Origin of the sequence: Haloarcula sp. Atlit-120R, from assembly GCF_003665885.1 — an archaeon.
In the GTDB taxonomy this organism is placed as follows: domain Archaea; phylum Halobacteriota; class Halobacteria; order Halobacteriales; family Haloarculaceae; genus Haloarcula; species Haloarcula taiwanensis.
In genome coordinates, this window is record NZ_QPLN01000002.1 from 227,980 (window position 1) to 246,397 (window position 18,418).

Below are 18,418 nucleotides of genomic sequence, written 5' to 3' on the forward strand. Positions count from 1 at the left end.
CTCAGAGGCCGACCCACCGCGCTAGCGCGCCCGCGACGAGTACCAGTCCCCCGGCGATGAACGTGCCAGGCACTGGGAGAACAAACAATACGACGCCGAGCAAGAGGCCGATGGTCGATATCCTCATTTCAAATACATTGCCACACCACGCTGTATCGGTCTAGTGCCTGCATACTCGTGGACCCCTGCTGATTTTGGCGGTGGGGGTCACACTGCTGGTATGGACGACGAACTCACCTGGGAGACGCTCGATGCCGAAACCGCCTACGCCTGTCCGGGGTTCGATGTCATCCGTGAGGACGTGCGCCTGCCCGACGGCACGGAGGGAGAGTTCGATTACGTACAGCACGGCGAGAGCGTCATCGTGCTTCCGTTCACCGCCGACGGTGACGTGGTCGTTATCGAGGAGTGGCGACAGCCGGTCCACCGGGTCAATCGCGGCCTGCCGGCCGGGACGATGGAAGACGGAGATGACGACCCGAGCGTCGCCGCTGCCCGCGAACTCCGCGAGGAAACCGGCTACGAAGCGGCGTCGCTCGACCACCTCTACACAGGCGAACCGGCCAACGGAAACACCGACTACGTGTTCCACTACTACGTCGCACGCGGCTGTGAGTCCACGGCCGATCAAGACCTCGACCACAACGAATCGATTCGGGTCGACACTGCCGACTTCGACTCGCTGGTCCAGTCAGTGCGAGACGGTACGCTCCGTGACAGTCGGTCCGCCGTCGGTATCATGTACTATGCCCTGTTCGAGCGCTGAACTGACGACAGTTTGAAATCCTGTGGAGTGGTATCGTCTATCATATGGCTTCGATTGCACTCGACGAACAGACGGAGCGCCGGCTGGATAAACTGCGCGCGGCCGTCCGCCGTCGGACCGGGCAGCCGATTTCGCGGGCGGAGTTGCTCAACCAACTCGTCGAAGACGCCTACGCGTCCCGCAGTGAGGTGGTCGATATGTTCCGGACGTCACAGGCGTACGTCGCCGACGAAGACTCCGGGACCGTCTACCGGCCCGAGCGTGAACTGGTACCCGGCGGGGCGGAACAGCCCGACGAATAGCGGCGCTGTGCCAGCTGGGGCGTCGCTCGACCCTCCCGCCGTTCTGGCCGCTGCCAGCGACGAATAGCCAGTCACGGGCGAACACAACGCTTAGGCGCGCCGACCGACGACGACGTGTAATGACGAATTTCGAGGTCCGCCAGTACGACGCAGCGGGCCGGCTGGGCGAGCTAACGGTGCCACGGGCCGGCGTCACCGTCGAGACGCCGACTATCCTGCCGGTGGTCAACCCCCACGTCCAGACGGTCGAACCGGCGACGCTGGCGTCGGAGTTCGGGGCGGAGATACTCATCACGAACAGTTACATCCTGCATGGCTCTGACGACCTCCGCGAGCCGGTGCTGGAGCAGGGCTTGCACGGTCTGCTCGGGTTTGATGGGGCAATTATGACCGACTCGGGCTCCTTCCAGCTTGCCGAGTACGGCGACATCGACGTGACCACCGAGGAGATTCTGGAGTTCCAGCACGAGATCGGCTCGGACATCGGGACGCCGGTAGATATCCCGACGCCGCCCGATGTGGACCGCAAGCAGGCGACTGAGGAACTCAAAACGACACAGGAACGGCTCGAACACGCTGCCACCGTTGACACCGGCGAGATGCTCGTCAGCGCGCCAGTCCAGGGGGCGACCTACCCGGACCTGCGAGAGCGGGCCGCAGCGGACGCTGTCTCAACGGGACTTGACGTGTTCCCGCTGGGAGCCGTCGTCCCGCTGATGAACGAGTACCGCTACGCCGACCTCGCCGATGTCGTCGCGGCCTGCAAGCGCGGGCTAGGGGAGGTCGGCCCGGTCCACCTGTTTGGCGCGGGCCACCCGATGATGTTTGCGATGGCAGCGGCGCTGGGCTGTGACCTGTTCGATTCGGCGGCGTACGCGCTGTACGCCCGCGACGACCGGTATCTCACGGTGCAGGGAACGGAACTGCTTGACGAACTGAGTCACTTCCCGTGTCACTGCCCGGTCTGTACCGACCACACGCCGGCTGAACTCGACGCGATGGACGCCGACGGGCGCGAGGAACTGCTCGCCCGGCACAACCTGCATGTCACCTACGGCGAAATCCGGACGGTCAAGCAGGCGATTCGCTCGGGCAACCTCATGGAACTGGTCGACAGTCGCGCCCGCGGCCATCCGGCGATGCTCGACGGCTACCGCGCGCTGCTCGACCACGCCGAGCAACTCGAACGCACCGATCCGGTCTCGAAGGACGCGTTCTTCTACACCTCGAATGAAAGCGCTCGCCGGCCCGAGGTCCGACGCCATCAGGACCGACTGGAGCGCCTCCCGGTCGAGGGCGACGAGGTCCTGCTGACCGAAGGAAGCTCCAGTGCACAGTACGACGAGAGCTGGGGCATCCTGCCGCCGTTCGGCCCGTATCCCCGCGAACTCGCGGACACGTATCCCCTGACCGCGGAGGTCCCGGACCGGACCGACCGGGCGGCCTACGAGGCCGCGGCGGACGGTGTTCGGTGGCTGGTCGACCTCCACCCCGACGTGTCCTTCACGCTGGTCCACGACGACTGGCCGGCGACGGCGCTCGACCGCGTGCCCGACCGCGTCCGCCTGCGGGACCTGCACGCCCGCGACTGAGCGCCACCCGCCTCAGACTGTCGGCACGTCTACGTCTTCGTCGGCCGCCTCGCGCCAGGAACGGGTCGGCTCCCAGCCCAGCATCGCTGTGGCTTTCGCCGTCGCGTACGCTGCAGCGTCCCCCTCGACCGTGCAGTCGTCCGGAACCCTGCCGTAGTGCTCCCGCATGAGTTCGACCAGCGGCCGACCGAGCGCGTTGTCCGGGCCGACGCAGTTGAACGCCTCGTGGCCCTCGACCGCGCCCGCGAGCGCGGCCTCGACGAGGTCGACCACGTCCCGCACGTCGACGTACGACCAGTAGTTGCCCGCGCCGGCCGCCAGGTCGTCGACGTACTCCGGGGCCCGACAGGGGTACTCGCCGGGAATCTGTATCCACGAGGGGCGAATCGAGGCCACCGAGACGCCGTCACGGCGGGCGATTGCCTTCCCGATCTCCTCGGTGACGACCTTCGAGAGCCCGTAGTCATCTTCGGGTCTGCGCGCGTGGGCTTCGGTAATCGGAAGCTCGTCCGGCACAGGGGTCTCCTCGGCGAAGAAGAAGCCGTACGCGCCGTCGGAGGAGCCCTGGACCACGTCAGCGCCGACGCGGCCGGCCGCCGAGAGGACGGTGTGTGCCGCGAGCGCGTTGTTCCGGAACAGGTCGACGCCGGGGTGGGTCCCGGCCACCGGAATCGCCGCCCAGTGGACCACCGCGTCGGGGTCGATGGCGGTGAGCGAGTCGAAGACGCTCCCGGCGTCGGTGAGGTCAAGCGCCCGGTAGTCGACCTCCGGATGGCCCCCGCCGTCCGGGAGGCGGCGGTCGAGTACGGTCACGTCGTGCGGTTCGGCGAGCCGGTCGACGACCCAGCGCCCGGAACTCCCCCGGCCGCCGGTCACGACAACATCCATACCGGACTTGTCGTCGCTGGCATCCAAAACGTGGCGGTGTCGCCGTGTCACCGGGCACGGTGCTTATTTGACTCGCTACAGGTCGAGCCGGAACCGCTCACCGTGCGTGAACGTCGTCCAGCCGAGGATACGTTCGTCCCGATGCGGTCGGTCGGGGTTGTCGATTGCCGCCTGTTGCGCCGAGACGTACGTCGGGACGTTCTTGACCGGCTGGCCGCTCTGTTTGAGTGCTTCCAGATACGTGTCTTTCTCGTAGTACGAGTAGGCTACCTCGTACAGCGAGGACGCAGCTTCTTGCTTTCTGGCGGGGAAGCCGTCACTGTTGACGAACCGGTCGGGGTCGTCCTCGCCCATCGCCTCCCAGGCCGCCGGGTCGGCCACGTATGGCGCGTGGGCGTCGAGAATACGCTCGATAGCACCCCTGTCGCCTGCGAACTTCTGATACTCGTACAGTGTGGGCCCGTCGAGCCTGTCGGCATAGAGACGGCTGAGTTCCGCGGCGGTGACCAGTGCCTTCGCCGCGTACAGTGAGTACGCCAGGCTCGACGCGCGAATGATTTCGTTTTCCAGCAGACCGTCTTCGCGGAGCTGTCTGAAACCGTCTTCGCGGTTCCGCTGTATCGCGTCCCGAAACCGGTCCCAGTCCCGGAGATACACCGACCCGGCGGCGTGGGTCATCTCCTTCCAGTTGAAGATGTTCTGCTGGCCCATCGCCGTCGGGATGCCGTGGCCGACGTCGTCGAGGAACGTCCGGACCCACGCCCGCAGGTCGGCCTCCGTGCCGACGCTGTCGCTGTTCCACGCTTCATGGCCTCGAACGAGTTCCGCGCCCCACCACATTTTCGGGAGCGTGATGAACTGTTCGATGCCGTTCGTTTTCACCGGTGCCATGTAGGTCTCCGAACGCAGGAACCAGTGGTCCAGCAGCTCGATTGCCTTCTCGGCGTACTGGTCCGCGCCGGTGTACTGGTAGGCGAGGCCGAGGTCACGGATGCGGTCACCCGTCCTGATGGCGGCAACGTAGTCCTTGCGTTCCGTGGGGTCTTCGGGTCCTTTCGTTTTGAACTCGTGGCCGTCGCCGTTGTCCGTGACGCTCTCCGGGGCGGCGGCCATCGCCTCGCGAACGTCTTCCATGAAGGCTTCGTGGGCCTCCGTCCACGGGCTGTCGCCGTCCTCGACGCGGGACTGTATCGCAGACAGCGTGTCGAGGTGGACGAACATCGCGGGCCGGCTGTCATCTGTCGGTTCGGTGACCGCTGCCGGTTCGGTCGGCGTCGGTTCGGTCTCCTGCGGGGCGGCTCTGGCGTCCGTGTCTCCCGAGGAAAGGTCGGTCGAACAGCCACTCAGCGCCACGGCTGTCCCCGAGAGGGCGAACAACACGTCTCGTCGAGTCTGTCGCTGCACGGGTGTCCCACCGTCCCCGACATGGTTAGTTAGGATGCGGTTAATCGGCAGATAGCGCCCCGTTTGGGTGACGCGTGCCGACCGGGCTGACACGGCGACATGAGAGCTACGGGTCCCGTCGACGGCGCTGGCCCAAAGGCAAGATAGTTGGTTGCGCGTGGCCGACGCCATTGCATGACCGACTACTTCGAGGTCCACGAGCGCGACAGCGCCGCGCGAGTGGGTGCGTTGCGCCTCGCCGACCCCGTGACGACGCCGGCGCTGGTCGACGACGTGGACACGGCGACGCCGGGCGACTGTCGACACGTCCTCGATGACGCCGGCAGCCGCTGGCCGACGCCACAGGACGACCCCGAGGGCGACGAGTCCCTGCTCACCGTCCTCCCCCACCGCGGCCTGCCCGCCGGCACGCCGGACGAAGTCGCAGAGGCTTTCGCCGTCGACTATCCCGATGTCGCGTTCCCGAGCGCGGCCGTCGTCTCGCCCGACACCGCGGCCGACCACGGCAGCGACGCCTACGTGCTCGCCGGCGCACCCGGCTACGTCGGGCACGCGTCGGCGTTCGTCGACGCCGTCACGACCGTCCGGAACCGTATCCCGGCTGATACCGCGCTCTACCTGCCCGGCGTCGCCACGCCGCGAAACGTCGCGACACTCGTCTACGCCGGCGTCGACCTCGTGGACCCCGACCGCGCCGTCATCCGCGGGACCGAGGGCCGGTATCTCACGACTGACGAGGCGTATTTCCTCGAAGACCTCGATGAACTGCCGTGTACCTGTCCGGCCTGCCAGCAGCCACGCGAGGCGTTCGACCGCGAGGACTGCGTCGAGCACAACGTCAACGCCTTGGCCGCGGAACTCCGGCGCGTCCGCCGCCGGATTCGCGACGGTCGCCTCCGCGACTACGTCGAGGGACAGGCCAGACAGGACAACTGGCTCACCGCGACGTTCCGGCGGCTTGACCAGGAGTACGGCTACCTCGAAGAGCGCACGCCGCTCATCCGGCGGGCCGACCTCTCGGCGGCCAGCGACGACTCGCTCCGGCGGGTCGAAATCCAGCGGTTCGCCGAGCGGATCACCGACCGCTACGTCCCGCGGTTCGACGACCGCCCGCTCGTGCTGGTGCCCTGCTCGGCGCGCAAGCCCTACAGCGACTCCCAGAGCCACAAGCAGTACCACGACGCCATCAAGTGGCGCGCCCACGTCGTCTCGATGACCTCGCCAATCGGCGTCGTCCCGCAGGAACTCGAACTCACCTACCCCGCCCAGCACTACGACTCCGTCGTGACGGGTAACTGGACCGCCACCGAAATAGAGTTCGTCAGCCGCGTGCTCGAACGCTATTTAGAAGGCACTGATTACCCCGAGATTATCGCCCACGTACCCGGCGAGGGCTACCGCGACATCTGCGAGCGCGTCGCCGACTCGCTGGGCCGCGAGTTTACCTACACCGTCACCGACCACCCGACGACGGCCGACTCCCTCGGCAACCTCGCCGCCGAACTGGAGGGGTGGGACCGCTACCCCAAGCGCGAGCGCGAGCACAACACCATCCGCGCTGTCGCGGACTACCAGTTCGGCGAAGGCGCGGGCGACGAACTGTTCGACGACCTCTCGACGCAGGGCCGGTATCCCCAACTGCGGGCCGACGACGCCGACGGCGAGCAACTGGCGGCCCTGGCCCAGCAGTACGGCGTCCTCTCTTTGACCACCGCTGGGGCGCGCCGCTGGGTCGAGAGCGATGTGCCGACCAAAACCGTCGAAATCGAGCCGTTCGTGCCCCACGGTTCCGTGCTCGCGCCGGGCATCACCGACGCCAGCGACGACATCCGCGTCGGCGACGACGTGGTGATTCAGGGCGAGGCGGCCTTCGGCGTCGGCCGCGCCCAGATGAGCGGGCCGGAGATGCGCTCCTCGACGCGGGGCATCGCAGTGCAGATGCGCCACGTCGAAGAGCAGTGAGCGGCGGGCTGACCGCCCGACTTATCTGCCGAGCACCCCTCTCGCCGGTATGGAACGGTCGCGTCTGTGCCGGTACCGACGCTACCTGCCGGCGGCGGGGTTCGCGCTCGTCTTGCTTGCCACCTCGCTGCTCCCTGTTCCCGAGGGTGCGAGCGAGCAGGTCCCCGCGCTGCTCGGCGTCGCACTCGACAAGTGGGTCCACGCGCTGAGCTACGGGGTTCTGACGGCGCTGCTCGCGTGGGGCCGCCGCGCCCGCTCGGTCCCCCTCGTCGCGGCGCTCGTGGCAGTCGCCGTCTGCTACGGGGCCGGCATCGAACTCCTGCAGGGACTCGTGCCCTCACGCGGACTCAGCGGCGCTGACTTCCTCGCCAACGCCGTCGGGGCGGTGCTCGCTGGCGCGCTGTGGCTGGCGCTCGGGCGCGCCGACACCGCTCCGGACGGAAGCGAACCGACCGCTCGGCGGTAACGAAGCGGCTTTACGCGGCCGTCGGCTACCCCGCCCTAATGAGCAAGCCCAGTCCCGAGGTCTACGAGGAGGGCAAGGGCATGGACGCCCACAACTCCGTGATGCGTGACATCCGGTCGCGCAACGACTCGACGTACGACCCTCGCGAGCCGACCCGCGTGTGGCTCGACGAGGACAACACCCCCGACGGCGTCTACCAGAGCCTGACCATCATCCTGAACACCGGCGGCTGCCGGTGGGCCCGCGCCGGCGGCTGTACGATGTGTGGCTACGTCGCCGAGAGCGTCGAGGGCGGCAGCGTCGCCCACGAGGACCTGATGGCCCAGATTCAGCACTGCCTCGACCACGAGGCCGAGAACGCCGACGAGCCGTCGGGACTCATCAAAATCTACACCTCCGGGAGCTTCCTCGACGAGCGCGAGGTGCCGGCGGAGACGCGTCAGGCTATCGCCGAGACGTTCGCCGACCGCGAGCGCATCGTCGTTGAGTCCCTGCCCGACTTCGTCGACGAGGAGACAGTCGGTGACTTCGTCGACGTAGGCCTAGAGACCGACGTGGCGGTGGGCCTCGAGACCGCAACCGACCGCGTCCGACACGACTGCGTGAACAAGTACTTCGACTTCGCTGACTTCGAGGACGCTTCCGAAGCGGCACAGGCGGCCGGCGCTGGCGTCAAGGCGTATCTGCTGATGAAACCGCCGTTCCTCTCGGAAGCCGAGGCCGTCGAGGACATGAAGCGGTCGGTGCGTCGGTGTGCCGCCGTCGACGGCTGTCACACCGTCTCGATGAACCCCTGTAACGTCCAGCGATACACGATGGTCGAGGAGCTGTATCACGACGGCGGCTACCGACCGCCGTGGCTCTGGTCGGTCGCCGACGTGCTAGAATCGACCGCTGACGAGGACGTCATCGTCGTCTCCGACCCGGTCGGCCACGGCAGCGACCGCGGCCCGCACAACTGCGGCGAGTGCGATGACAAGGTCCAGCGGGCCATCAAGGACTTCGACCTCCGGCAGGACCCGTCGGTGTTCGAGCAGGTGTCCTGTGAGTGCGAGGCGACGTGGGACGCTGTCATCGAACGCGAGCGCAGCTACTCGCTTCCGCTCGCTCGATAGGGCCTCCGAGCACCGGAATCCGTGTGACGCCCTGTCGACCAACGCTTATCCGTCTTTCGCGCATAATACTGTTCGATATGACCCCGAACGGTGACCCGGACAGGCGCAGCTTCAACACGCGCGGGACGGTCACAGAGTGTGATCTGTGCGGTGAACAGCGACAGTGTATCGACGGCGATGGGATGGTCGCCTGCAGTACCTGTCAGTCCGACCTGCTGCCGTCCGGCTGGGGTCTCTGAGGCACCCGCTGGAGCCACCGCACCCCGCTCGCTCACGATGACCCATCCGCCCGTGACTGGTCGAGAGCGGAAATGACGCCAACGGTCGCGGTTGCTTTGAACGAGGCGACAAGCTCCGAGCCGGCAGTGATGTCGAGCTTCTCGAGGCTTGTGTCGGTCACAAGTGCCGACAGCGTCGTGTCGGGGTCGACGGCCAGATCGACCAGCGCGATAGCGGTTCCCTCGTCGATACGCTCGACGGTGCCCGCGAATTGATTCCTCGCACTCGTCCCCGCTGGCTCGGGAGCCTCGTGCGGTGCATTCAGCGTCACCGAGTCAGCGCGGATGCCGACCTCCACCGCGTCGCCGGGACCCGCCTCGGTGTCGACGATAGCCCGGACCGTCCCCGACGGGGTCTCGACGGTCGCCAGTTCCCCGTCCCTGTCTACGACCGTCCCCTGCAGGACTGTCTCCGCTGCCGTCGCTACCCCGTCGAACTCCGCTTGCAGTCGCTGAAAGCGGGCCAGCAGTTGCTCGGCGGCGTCCGTGAGTTCGCTGCCGCCACCCCCGCTCCCGCCGCGACTGCGGTCGACCAGCGGGCCGAACGCGTCTTCCAGTTCCACGATGCGGCGCTGGGCGTGGGCGTAGGACCGGCCCAGCGCGTCAGCGGCGGCGTTCAGCGACCCGTGGGCGGCGACCGCTTGCAGGAGCGTCCGGTCGCGGGCGGTCAGCGCCACGTCGCCCTGCCCCAGTTGCACTTCGACGTCCGCAGTCGCGTCCATATTTTGACATAGTCGTTCCCTGATAAAGGTATTGCCACCGATCAGCGCTGCCTCCCACCGGGGATCGGAGTAGGGTACGAAGCGGTCAGTAGACCAGTTCGCCGGAGATGAACTTCCGTGTGCGGTGGTCCGACGGGTTCTGGAAAATCTCTTCTGTCGGGGCAATTTCGGTTATCTGCTCGTTGAGTAGCACTGCGACCCGGTCGGCGACCCGCTCCGCCTGGTGCATATCGTGTGTCGCCACCACGACACCGATACCCCGGTTCCGAGCTTCTGCAATCGCGTCCTCGATAACTGCGGTGTTTCGCGGGTCGAGGTCCGATGTCGGCTCGTCGAGCAGGAGCAGGTCCGGGTTGTAGGCCAGCGCACGGGCGAACGACACCCGCTGTGCCTCCCCGCCCGAGAGTGAGTCCGCGTGTTGATCCATCTTCTCGCGTAGCCCGACAACATCGAGGGCCTCACAAACGGCGTCCGCGGTGCCGTTCGAGCGAACTACCGACTGGAGTTCGTGCCGGAGTCGGGCGGCCCACGACCGGCGGACTCGAAGCCCGTATTCGACGTTCCGAGCGACTGGCGCGTCGAACAAGCTCGCCTCCTGAAACACCATTCCGATGCGTCGGCGCAACGACAGCCGTGTCGCCTCGTCGACGGCCCACACGTCCGTGCCGTCGAAGGTGATCGTCCCCTGGTCCGGTTCCAGTGAGAACGCGAGCAGTCGGAGCAACGTCGTCTTCCCGACGCCCGACGGGCCGATGACGGCGACGACCTCTCCGGGATTGACCCCGACAGAGAGGTCTCTGAACACGTCGTTGGCCCCGTAGGCGTGGGACACGTCCGTGACTTCGAGCATTATCGCTGGACCCCCTGATCGCCGAGTCGGATGACAATAGCGTTGATCGTCAACACGAGCGTGACCAGCACGGCCCCGAGAATCATCGCCGTCTCGTACTGTCCCTGCCGGGCTTCGAGTTGAATCGCGGTCGTCAGCGTCCGTGTTTTCGAGATGCCGCTCGCGCTCGTGATGTTCCCGCCGACGATGAGCACGGACCCGACTTCGCTGATGGCGCGGCCAAAGCCCGCAAGCACTGCCGTTGCGATACCGTATCGGGCTTCCTTGAGCACGACCAGCGCCACGTCGAGGCGTGTTCCGCCGAGGACGTGTGCGGCGTCGCGGACGTTGTCGTCGACGCTACTGATGGCGGCGAGACTGATGGCGGTAATCGGCGGCGTCGCGAGGACGAACTGAGACATGATCATCGCCTCTTTGGTGAATATCAGCTCCAACTCCCCCAGCGGCCCCTGGTTCGAGACGGTGAACAGCACGACGAGGCCGACGACCACGCTGGGAAACCCCATCCCCGTGTTGATGACTGACTTCACGAACTGCTTGCCGTGAAAGTCGGACAGCCCCATCACGATAGCAATCGGGATGCTGAACAGCGTGCTCAGCGTCACAGCTATAATGCTCACGTACAGCGACACGTACGTGATACTCGACACGTAGCCGTCCCGGAACGGAAGGTCGACCACGGCCATCGGCAGGTATCCGACTGACTCGAGGGGCACGCTTACTCGTCAGACGAGTTGCTACTCCAGCCTTCTGGAACGTACTGCTGGAAGTCTGGGTTTTCGGAGACGGCTTCAGGGAAGAACAACTGCTCCCCGTTGACCTGATAGTTCGAAATCGCGTCCTGGGTGTCTGGGCTGGTAATCCACCCGATGTATGCCATCGCCAGGTCGTAGTTCGCGTTGTCGTGGATGCCGGGGTTGACTGCCATAATCCCGTATGGGTTTGCGAGGATTTCTGGTCCATCTTCGATTGGCCCCTGCACCAGAATAACGAGGTCGATCTCCGAGCGCTGGGAGATGTACGTCCCGCGGTCCGAGAGCGTGTACGCGCCTTGCTGGTTGGCGATGTTCAGTGCCTCCCCCATCCCAGTCCCGGTCTCCTGATACCAATCCCCGCCCGGCTCGGTCCCCGCGGCCTCCCAGAGATTGAGTTCCTTCGTATGGGTGCCGGAGTTGTCCCCGCGTGAGACGAACTGGGCCTCCGACTCGGCGATAGCAGTCAGCGCCTCGGTCGCCGAGCCCATGCCCTGAATCCCTGCCGGGTCACTTTCAGGCCCGACGATGACGAAGTCGTTGAACATCAGGTCTCGGCGGTTGACCCCGTACCCGTTGCGCATGAACTCGTCTTCGAGGCCGCGGGCGTGAACCATCACTATGTCCGAGTCACCGTTACGGGCCGACTCGAGGGCCGCACCGGTCCCCTGTGCGACCGCGTCGACGGACACCCCGTACATTTCTTCGAAATCGGGGTGAATCTCGTCAAGCAGGCCCGTGTCGTACGTGCTTGTTGTCGTCGTAAGCGTCAGGGTCTCGCCCGACACGCCTGGCTGACTGCCCCCTCCGGACTCCGCTGCCGCTTCGGTCTGGCCACTGCTTTCCCCGGACTGGGCGCACCCGGCGGTAGCTGCTAACGCCCCGGTCCCTATCGCCGCAATGAACTCTCTTCGTTGTATCGGCATAGATACATCGTTGACCTAATAGCAAATATAATTTATGCTGAATAAACCGTTGCATCCGTTCTGTTAGGTCCACCTGTGCGAAAGCGATAGCGGCCCCCCGTGGCTCGTCGTCCTACAAAGCACCTGCGACAATGTAGCCACTTGCGGTAGACACGAATCGAGTGGTGACCGCTGTTCCGTCAGCGATGAACAGTTGAGCAGAGCGGATGCGAGTGGCTGACGCACTCGACTGCCATCAACCGCAGCCAAATGCTTTGTCCGCTTGGATTTCACTTCCACTCCGGTACGCGTGTATTTATACGGCTTGACCTCCAAAGCCACTATAGGGGCCGCCGGACGATGTCACACGCTCCGCTGGTCCCTTCCCCTTTGAAACAACCCCAGATAGCTACACGGCTGTTCGAGCCCGGAACAGTCGCATCGGAAACCGTCGCGATGACAGGCGGGTCCGTGAACGTTACTCGGCGAAGCCCGCGAGCACGCCCTGGCCGTCAGTCCGACCGAGGTCCGACAGTGTTGCCCGCTCCGGATGGGGCATCATGACAGCGACGTGTTCGGCTTCGCCGGTGACGCCGGCCACACTGTGCTTCGAGCCGTTCGGGTTCGCCTCGGGTGTGACATCGCCGTTCTCGTCGCAGTACTTGAACAGGATCCGGCCCTCGGTTTCGAGTTCATCCAGCCGTTCGTCGGAAATCTCGTACCGACCCTCGCCGTGAGCGATGGGGAGCTCCACGACTTCTCCCTCTTCGTACTGGCTGGTCCAGGGCGTGTCGGCGTTCTCGACGCGCAGGTGGACGTGTTCACACTGGAAGCGAGCGCTCTCGTTCGTCGTGAACGCGCCGGGAGTCAGCGATGACTCACAGCCGATCTGTGCGCCGTTGCAGATGCCAAGCACCGGCGTTCCTTCGCTCGCGGCTTCGCGGACTTCTGCCATGATGGGCGAGCGGGCGGCCATCGCGCCGGCACGGAGGTAATCGCCGTAGGAGAAGCCGCCGGGGAGGACAACGCCGTCGATGTCCTCGGGAAGCCCGTCTTCGTGCCAGACGAGTTCGGCGTCGAAGTCCAGCGACTCTAGCGCTTGGACGGAGTCACGGTCGCAGTTCGAGCCGCCGAACTGGATGACGGCGATAGTCACAGTGACCACTCCGTGTGAGAACAGAGCATCGCCGTCAGTTGCGAGGCGATGCTCATTCTGTCTCAGTCACCTCGATGTCGTAGTCGTGGATCGTGGGGTTCGCGAGGAGTCGCTGGGCCATCTCCTCGGCGCGTTCGGCCGCGTCCTCGGTGCTGTCGGCGTCGAGGTCCAGTTCGAACACGTCCGCCGAACGGAGGTCGTTCAGCTCGAAGCCGAGGCGTTCCAGCGAGCGCTGTGTCGTCTCGGCCTCGGGGTCAAGGACGCCCCGCTTGAGCCGGACTGTGACGGTCGCGGTAAAGGCAGTCATTACTGGCAAGCGAGCGGGCAGTAGAGAAAACGCTTGTGTTCTCCCGACACTCAGGTCCCGGCACTGAGCGGCGTCCAGTCGGTCGACTGGTCGCGCAGGCCGGTCACGCGGAGTTCGAAGTCTTCCCGGTCGGCGCGAACGTCGACTCGCCCGTCGAAGAACTGTGCCACGCTTTCGACGACCTGCTCCCCGTGAGCGTCCGGGTCGAGCACGCAGACGCCGAGACCGTCTGCGGTTCCGATCCGACCGGTGATGGTGTTGAGGAACCGGTACACCGCCCGCACGTCGTCGCTGTACACGAGCAGCGGCGTCAGCGTGATGATACCGGTCCGGACCCGCGTGTAGCCGCTGGCGTACGTCGACTCGTACTGGCCGGAGTACTCGATACCGATGCCGGTCAGGTCCGCCGGCGTGTTGACCGCCGAAACGCTGTCTTCCGGCAGCTCGCCGCTTTCCTGTGCGCAGTCGATGACACGGACCCGGTCGCGGTCGAGGATGCCGCCGTGGCGCTCGAAATCCTCCAATATCGTCGTGGCGTCGCTGTCCGTCGCGACGAGGACGGTCCCGCCGTCGGCGTCGGAGCTACAGAGCAGTCGCAGTCCCATCTCCCGCGCTCCGCTCAGAACAGGGCCGGTTACGAGCAGGCTCGTCCCCGGTTCGACCGGATTCAGCGGCAGTCCGTCGAACGCGTACAGCTCGTTCTGTTGGTGTGACATCAGGCATCCCCCTGCAGCTGGCGTCGCAACAGCAGTTGTTCCTCGACCTCGTCAGCGAACCGCTGGAGGTCGTCTAGTTCTGCCTGCGTGTAGCGCCGTGGTTCGCTGTCGGTGCAACAGACGGCACCGATTGCATTCCCCTCCCTGTCTGTAAGTCGGACGCCGGCGTAGGACCTGATATCGAGCTGTTTCAGCGCGTCGACTTCGGCGAAGCGTGGGTCTTCGTGGGTGTCTTCGACGACCATCGTCTCGTCTGTGAGAATCGTGTGGGTGCAGATGGTGTCCTCGCGGGCGAGAGTCCGCCAGTTGGCTCCCTCACACGCCACGAACCGCTCCTCGTGTTCGTCCATGAGGCCAACGAAGGCCACGTCGATGTCGAAGTGGCTGGTCATAAGTGCCGTCAACCGGTCAAACGCGTCGGTCGCTGCCAGCTGGTCGACATCGTACCGCTGGACGGCTGCCAGCCGTTCGGTCTCGGTCTCTGGAACTGGATAGGCTGCCTGCGTTATCTCGGCGGCAGCCATGGCCGCAACATCTGCAAGCCGCTCTCGGGATTCTGGGACCGTTCGCGGAACGTATTCGACGACCTGCTCGGGACTGCCGCGGGGGAGGTCTGACGGTGCGTGTTCCGTATAGAGAGCCACTACACAGGCCGGGTTTACCGAACGGACCGCGTCTACTACGTCGAACCCGTCGCCGTCCGGGAAGTCGAAGGCCGTCACAACACAGTCAACCGACCGGTCAAGTGCTTCGGTCAGCGTCTCGACGGACCCGACTTCCTTGACAGCGAGTCCGGCGTCGGCAAGTGCGTCGGCCGTCTCTGCGCGCTCGCCAGCGTCCGGCTGGGCACAGAGAACGGTCGGCGAATCACTCATCACGACCGTACACTCACAGACGGATACACAAAGGATTGGTGTCCACGCTCGGTGGAAAACGAAGGCTTTTGCCGTGGGACTGCCGACTCTGCGTCAAATGAATCACGACGCTGTCCGGAGGTGGGTATCGTGACGCGCGATTTGACTGAGATTACGGTCGTCGGTGAGGACGACACGGGCCTCATCGCCGAAGTGACCTCGCTGCTGTTCGAGCGCAGTATCAACATCGAGGACCTCGACCAGGCTGTCCGGGAGGGGGTCTTCCGGATGACCATGCGCGTCGACACGTCCGAGATGGTGACAACGGAGGAGAAACTCCGCGAGGACCTCACAGAACTCGGCGACGAACTCGGCGTTGACGTGCAGGTCCGATTCCCGGCCGACCGCGAGACACAGACCATCGCCGTTCTCGTCACGAAGGAGTCACACTGTCTGGAAGCGCTGTTCGAGGCGTGGGCCAACGGTGATCTCGGAGCCGACATCGAGGTGGTCATCGGGAACCACGACGACCTCGAACCGCTGGCCGCGAAGTACGACGTGCCCTTCCACGACATCGGCGACGAGAAGGGCACGCCCGACGAGGACCAGTTGCTCGACCTGCTGGCGGAGTACGATGCGGACCTCATCGCGCTGGCCCGCTACATGCGCATCCTCTCGCCGGACGTGGTCTTCCGCTACGAGAGCCGCATCATCAACGTCCATCCGAGCCTGCTGCCCGCCTTCCCTGGCGCGTCGGCGTACATGCAGGCCATCGAGGAGGGCGTCCGCATCGCCGGCGTCACCGCCCACTACGTGACGACCGACCTGGACCAGGGACCGATTATCACTCAGCGAGCGTTCAACGTCCCCGACGACGCCACTGAGGCGGAACTCCAGCAGATCGGTCAGCCGCTGGAAGCTGAGGCGCTCATCGAGGCGATCAAGCTCCACCTCAACGATGAAGTGAGCGTCCACCGCGGCCGGACGAAACTGCGGGATCCCGAGGAAACCTCAGCCCAGCTCGGCGCGCCGGAGAAACTCGACCAGTTGAACCCTGACCGTCCCATCGACGGCCTCGGCGAGTTCATCGCCGAGGACGACGGCGAGATAGAGGCTGACGACTAAAAACGCGCTACCTTTTTAAATCACTCAGAGTTCGCTCGCGGCGCTGACGGCCTCGTCGAGTGATGGCGCGTCGAACACGCTCCCCCCGACATAGGCGTTCGTGCCGGCACAGTAGAGGTCCCGCGCGACCTGAATCACGTTCTCGTCGAGCGGCTGTGGCGACTCCGCACAGAGGGATTTCCAGTCGGCGACGCCGTCCGTGTCGGCTTGCTGTTTGGCATCGCTTACAGCCGCGACCCACTCGGGCTGTGTGCGCTTGTGGTACTGGCGGATGACTTCCTTCGAGACCTGCTGGCCCTCGTAGGAGAAGCGGTTCTCGTCGAACGTCCCGACCACGTCGGCGACGCGAATCTCCCCGTCGTAGTACAGGCACTCGATCTTCCCGTCTTCGTGGACCAGATCGGCCTCGGCGGCCTGCTGGGTGACGATGTGGTTGACCGCCCGGGCCAGTTCTTCCAGCCGATCGATGTCGGCCGTCCCGGCGATGCGGTCGGCCGCTTCGCGGTCGAGGTAGCGGTCCTGCTCCTCGTATTTCGTCGAGAACTCGACGATTGGCCTGTCCAGGTCAACGACCTCCTCGGGCCAGGTGTCGTAGTCGAGGCCGTGGTCTGCGGGCTCGGTCCGAGACCGAAGTGACGACCCGACGCCCACGCGGTTCCGGAAGACGATTTCCAGGGGAATGAGGTAGTTCTCGTTGGCCCCCCGGTGGTAGGCGTCGTAGTCGTAGCGACCGCCCTCGAACGGGAGGTCCGGGACCTGCGTGAGTTCGATGACCATCTCTTCGGGGGCGGCGTCGGCAGACAGCGCCTCGCCGAGGTCTACCACTTCGTCGTTGCCGGGGAGCCTGACGCCTTCGTAGTGTGTCGGAACGTGGTTCTCCTCCAGTAGCTGGAAGTTGTACGCGCCCATCGTACACAGCGACGCGCCCTTGTCGGGGATCTGGTCCGGCATCTTCCCCCAGTCGAATACAGAGTAGTCGTCCGTGAACACGAACGCACCGCGGCCCAGTTCCTCGGCCGTCGCCGGTTCGTCCACGCGGAAGTCCTTGACGCTCGTCATTGTGCCCGCCTTTCGCGCCGGGGACAAAGACGTTTCTCATACTGTTGGCTGTAACTATTTTTAAGGTATTCGCGGTAGCGAAATTCGCTACAGGCAGTATCACTCGCGCTCGGAAGGCAACGTTTTCCGTCGGGCCATCGACTGATTGGCTGATGGCTCCCAGTCTGTTGGTCGAGGCTGCGATCATCGTCGCCGCGACGGTCGCAATCTGGAAAGGCAGTGACTGGCTCGAATCGTCGAGCGAACGGCTCGCGACGTACTACGGCCTCCCCGAAGTCGTCCAGGGTGCGATAATCGTTGCTGTCGGGTCGAGTTTCCCGGAGGTCGCGACCGTCGTCGTCGCGGCGCTTGGCGGGTCGATGCCGCTCGGCGTCGGCGCAATCGTCGGTTCAGCTATCTTCAACATCCTCATCATCCCCGCTGCTGCGGGCATCGCCACGGACGACCAACTCGAAGCGAGCCGGACGCTCGTCTACAAGGAGGCGCAGTTCTACATGCTCGCCGTCTCGGTCCTGCTCATCACGATGGCGCTTGCGGTCATCTACTACCCCGGCGAGGCCACACTCACTGGCGTCATCACGCGGCCGCTGGCGGCGATTCCGCTCGCGCTCTACGGCCTGTACGTCTTCATCCAGTATCAGGATACGGCCGACCACGACCCTGAAAAGGACTGGACTGCCGACATCTCGGTCAGGCGGGAGTGGCTCTTCCTCCTGCTGGGCCTGGCTGTCATCCTCGTGGCCGTGGAGAATCTCGTCCACGCAGTCGGCGTCATTGGCCGGGCCGCCGGCATTCAGGAGTTTCTGCTCGGCGTGACGATTCTCGCGGCGGCGACGAGCCTCCCCGACACGCTCGTCAGTGTTAAAGCAGCCCGCGACGACCGCGGGGTCACGTCGCTCGCAAACGTGCTCGGCTCGAACACCTTTGACCTGCTCGTCGCCATCCCGCTTGGCGTTCTCATTGCCGGTACGTGGACCGTCGACTTTGCGATGGCCGTGCCGATGTTCGGCGTCCTGACCGGGGCGACGATTCTCCTGTTTACCGTCCTCCGGACCGACCTCGTGTTGAGCGAACTCGAATCGTATGCACTGCTCGGCGCTTATGCGGTTTTCGTCGCCTGGGTTATCGTCGAGACTGCGGGCTGGGTCGGCGGCGTGTTACCGACTTGATGCAGCGGTCCCGGAACCGCAGCCCCGTGT

The 18,418-nt window shown here is 65.2% G+C and carries 21 protein-coding genes; 9 read left to right on the plus strand and 12 right to left on the minus strand.

The annotated features are described in order from the left end of the window. Window position 1 precedes the first annotated feature (1 nt). A complete protein-coding gene (locus DVK01_RS22820) occupies window positions 2-127 on the minus strand; it encodes a hypothetical protein (RefSeq protein ID WP_255410211.1) in 126 nt (41 codons plus the stop codon). A 93-nt stretch (window positions 128-220) separates the two neighbouring features. Between DVK01_RS22820 and DVK01_RS08415 the strand changes: the two genes are divergently transcribed. The 3 genes from DVK01_RS08415 to tgtA all read left to right on the plus strand — a co-directional run bounded on the left by DVK01_RS08415 (window position 221) and on the right by tgtA (window position 2,660). Next, on the plus strand, window positions 221-766 hold the full coding sequence (locus DVK01_RS08415) for an NUDIX hydrolase (protein WP_101349231.1): 546 nt from the start codon (window positions 221-223) through the stop codon (window positions 764-766). Between the two features lie 44 nt (window positions 767-810). Beyond that, window positions 811-1,068, plus strand: coding sequence for a hypothetical protein (locus DVK01_RS08420; RefSeq protein WP_101349232.1), 258 nt, complete (start codon window positions 811-813; stop codon window positions 1,066-1,068). A gap of 119 nt (window positions 1,069-1,187) precedes the next feature. After that, entirely contained in the window at window positions 1,188-2,660 is a 1,473-nt protein-coding gene (gene tgtA / locus DVK01_RS08425; RefSeq protein WP_101349233.1) for a tRNA guanosine(15) transglycosylase TgtA, read from the plus strand. Window positions 2,661-2,672: 12 nt separating this feature from the next. Here the strand turns inward: tgtA and DVK01_RS08430 are convergent, their stop codons facing one another. Both DVK01_RS08430 and DVK01_RS08435 read right to left on the minus strand, forming a co-directional pair. Next, on the minus strand, window positions 2,673-3,548 hold the full coding sequence (locus DVK01_RS08430) for an NAD(P)-dependent oxidoreductase (RefSeq protein ID WP_121536333.1): 876 nt from the start codon (window positions 3,546-3,548) through the stop codon (window positions 2,673-2,675). Between the two features lie 75 nt (window positions 3,549-3,623). After that, entirely contained in the window at window positions 3,624-4,769 is a 1,146-nt protein-coding gene (locus tag DVK01_RS08435) for an alginate lyase family protein (protein ID WP_198560234.1), read from the minus strand. A gap of 357 nt (window positions 4,770-5,126) precedes the next feature. Here DVK01_RS08435 and arcS point away from each other — a divergent pair, with 357 nt between their 5' ends. The 4 genes from arcS to DVK01_RS22180 all read left to right on the plus strand — a co-directional run bounded on the left by arcS (window position 5,127) and on the right by DVK01_RS22180 (window position 8,734). Beyond that, on the plus strand, window positions 5,127-6,914 hold the full coding sequence (arcS, locus tag DVK01_RS08440; protein WP_121536335.1) for an archaeosine synthase subunit alpha: 1,788 nt from the start codon (window positions 5,127-5,129) through the stop codon (window positions 6,912-6,914). 49 nt (window positions 6,915-6,963) lie between these two features. Beyond that, entirely contained in the window at window positions 6,964-7,380 is a 417-nt protein-coding gene (locus tag DVK01_RS08445) for a VanZ family protein (RefSeq protein ID WP_121536337.1), read from the plus strand. Between the two features lie 38 nt (window positions 7,381-7,418). Next, window positions 7,419-8,495 carry an archaeosine biosynthesis radical SAM protein RaSEA gene (locus DVK01_RS08450; protein ID WP_101349238.1) on the plus strand — a complete coding sequence of 359 codons (1,077 nt, stop codon included), beginning with the start codon at window positions 7,419-7,421 and terminating at the stop codon, window positions 8,493-8,495. Window positions 8,496-8,572: 77 nt separating this feature from the next. Further along, complete coding sequence (locus DVK01_RS22180; protein ID WP_198560215.1) at window positions 8,573-8,734, plus strand: hypothetical protein; 162 nt, start codon at window positions 8,573-8,575, stop codon at window positions 8,732-8,734. Window positions 8,735-8,766: 32 nt separating this feature from the next. Here the strand turns inward: DVK01_RS22180 and DVK01_RS08455 are convergent, their stop codons facing one another. The 8 genes from DVK01_RS08455 to DVK01_RS08490 all read right to left on the minus strand — a co-directional run bounded on the left by DVK01_RS08455 (window position 8,767) and on the right by DVK01_RS08490 (window position 15,056). Further along, window positions 8,767-9,495 (minus strand): TOBE domain-containing protein, encoded by a 729-nt coding sequence (locus DVK01_RS08455; RefSeq protein WP_101349239.1) that lies wholly within the window; start codon window positions 9,493-9,495, stop codon window positions 8,767-8,769. An 85-nt stretch (window positions 9,496-9,580) separates the two neighbouring features. Continuing rightward, a complete protein-coding gene (locus tag DVK01_RS08460) occupies window positions 9,581-10,345 on the minus strand; it encodes an amino acid ABC transporter ATP-binding protein (RefSeq protein WP_101349240.1) in 765 nt (254 codons plus the stop codon). Continuing rightward, window positions 10,345-11,031, minus strand: coding sequence for an ABC transporter permease (locus DVK01_RS08465; protein ID WP_101349241.1), 687 nt, complete (start codon window positions 11,029-11,031; stop codon window positions 10,345-10,347). Before DVK01_RS08465 ends, DVK01_RS08460 begins: the two co-directional genes overlap by 1 nt. A 32-nt stretch (window positions 11,032-11,063) precedes the next feature. After that, entirely contained in the window at window positions 11,064-12,023 is a 960-nt protein-coding gene (locus DVK01_RS08470) for a substrate-binding domain-containing protein (protein WP_101349242.1), read from the minus strand. A 457-nt stretch (window positions 12,024-12,480) separates the two neighbouring features. Beyond that, a complete protein-coding gene (gene purQ / locus DVK01_RS08475) occupies window positions 12,481-13,158 on the minus strand; it encodes a phosphoribosylformylglycinamidine synthase I (protein WP_101351395.1) in 678 nt (225 codons plus the stop codon). A gap of 52 nt (window positions 13,159-13,210) precedes the next feature. Next, window positions 13,211-13,465: a phosphoribosylformylglycinamidine synthase subunit PurS gene (gene purS / locus DVK01_RS08480; RefSeq protein WP_101349243.1), complete on the minus strand. Its 255-nt coding sequence runs from the start codon at window positions 13,463-13,465 to the stop codon at window positions 13,211-13,213. A gap of 50 nt (window positions 13,466-13,515) precedes the next feature. Further along, window positions 13,516-14,181 (minus strand): hypothetical protein, encoded by a 666-nt coding sequence (locus DVK01_RS08485; RefSeq protein ID WP_121536339.1) that lies wholly within the window; start codon window positions 14,179-14,181, stop codon window positions 13,516-13,518. Then, entirely contained in the window at window positions 14,181-15,056 is an 876-nt protein-coding gene (locus DVK01_RS08490) for a GAF domain-containing protein (RefSeq protein ID WP_101349245.1), read from the minus strand. The genes DVK01_RS08485 and DVK01_RS08490 overlap by 1 nt, the downstream gene beginning before the upstream one ends. A gap of 120 nt (window positions 15,057-15,176) precedes the next feature. Here DVK01_RS08490 and DVK01_RS08495 point away from each other — a divergent pair, with 120 nt between their 5' ends. Further along, entirely contained in the window at window positions 15,177-16,160 is a 984-nt protein-coding gene (locus DVK01_RS08495) for a formyltetrahydrofolate deformylase (RefSeq protein WP_121536341.1), read from the plus strand. 24 nt (window positions 16,161-16,184) lie between these two features. Here the strand turns inward: DVK01_RS08495 and DVK01_RS08500 are convergent, their stop codons facing one another. Next, a complete protein-coding gene (locus tag DVK01_RS08500; RefSeq protein ID WP_101349247.1) occupies window positions 16,185-17,219 on the minus strand; it encodes a phosphoribosylaminoimidazolesuccinocarboxamide synthase in 1,035 nt (344 codons plus the stop codon). Between the two features lie 152 nt (window positions 17,220-17,371). On the opposite strand from DVK01_RS08500, the gene DVK01_RS08505 reads away from it, so the two are divergent. After that, window positions 17,372-18,388, plus strand: a complete 1,017-nt coding sequence (locus DVK01_RS08505) for a sodium:calcium antiporter (RefSeq protein ID WP_101349248.1) — start codon at window positions 17,372-17,374, stop codon at window positions 18,386-18,388. The last annotated feature ends 30 nt before the right edge of the window (window positions 18,389-18,418 follow it).

Bases quoted from the DNA above. Each gene is read 5' to 3' on its own strand.
- DVK01_RS22820 (WP_255410211.1), bottom strand. From the start codon at position 127: ATGAGGATATCGACCATCGGCCTCTTGCTCGGCGTCGTATTGTTTGTT.
- DVK01_RS08415 (WP_101349231.1), top strand. From the start codon at position 221: ATGGACGACGAACTCACCTGGGAGACGCTCGATGCCGAAACCGCCTAC.
- DVK01_RS08420 (WP_101349232.1), top strand. From the start codon at position 811: ATGGCTTCGATTGCACTCGACGAACAGACGGAGCGCCGGCTGGATAAA.
- tgtA (WP_101349233.1), top strand. From the start codon at position 1,188: ATGACGAATTTCGAGGTCCGCCAGTACGACGCAGCGGGCCGGCTGGGC.
- DVK01_RS08430 (WP_121536333.1), bottom strand. From the start codon at position 3,548: ATGGATGTTGTCGTGACCGGCGGCCGGGGGAGTTCCGGGCGCTGGGTC.
- DVK01_RS08435 (WP_198560234.1), bottom strand. From the start codon at position 4,769: ATGTTCGTCCACCTCGACACGCTGTCTGCGATACAGTCCCGCGTCGAG.
- arcS (WP_121536335.1), top strand. From the start codon at position 5,127: ATGACCGACTACTTCGAGGTCCACGAGCGCGACAGCGCCGCGCGAGTG.
- DVK01_RS08445 (WP_121536337.1), top strand. From the start codon at position 6,964: ATGGAACGGTCGCGTCTGTGCCGGTACCGACGCTACCTGCCGGCGGCG.
- DVK01_RS08450 (WP_101349238.1), top strand. From the start codon at position 7,419: ATGAGCAAGCCCAGTCCCGAGGTCTACGAGGAGGGCAAGGGCATGGAC.
- DVK01_RS22180 (WP_198560215.1), top strand. From the start codon at position 8,573: ATGACCCCGAACGGTGACCCGGACAGGCGCAGCTTCAACACGCGCGGG.
- DVK01_RS08455 (WP_101349239.1), bottom strand. From the start codon at position 9,495: ATGGACGCGACTGCGGACGTCGAAGTGCAACTGGGGCAGGGCGACGTG.
- DVK01_RS08460 (WP_101349240.1), bottom strand. From the start codon at position 10,345: ATGCTCGAAGTCACGGACGTGTCCCACGCCTACGGGGCCAACGACGTG.
- DVK01_RS08465 (WP_101349241.1), bottom strand. From the start codon at position 11,031: ATGGCCGTGGTCGACCTTCCGTTCCGGGACGGCTACGTGTCGAGTATC.
- DVK01_RS08470 (WP_101349242.1), bottom strand. From the start codon at position 12,023: ATGCCGATACAACGAAGAGAGTTCATTGCGGCGATAGGGACCGGGGCG.
- purS (WP_101349243.1), bottom strand. From the start codon at position 13,465: ATGACTGCCTTTACCGCGACCGTCACAGTCCGGCTCAAGCGGGGCGTC.
- DVK01_RS08485 (WP_121536339.1), bottom strand. From the start codon at position 14,181: ATGTCACACCAACAGAACGAGCTGTACGCGTTCGACGGACTGCCGCTG.
- DVK01_RS08490 (WP_101349245.1), bottom strand. From the start codon at position 15,056: ATGAGTGATTCGCCGACCGTTCTCTGTGCCCAGCCGGACGCTGGCGAG.
- DVK01_RS08500 (WP_101349247.1), bottom strand. From the start codon at position 17,219: ATGACGAGCGTCAAGGACTTCCGCGTGGACGAACCGGCGACGGCCGAG.
- DVK01_RS08505 (WP_101349248.1), top strand. From the start codon at position 17,372: ATGGCTCCCAGTCTGTTGGTCGAGGCTGCGATCATCGTCGCCGCGACG.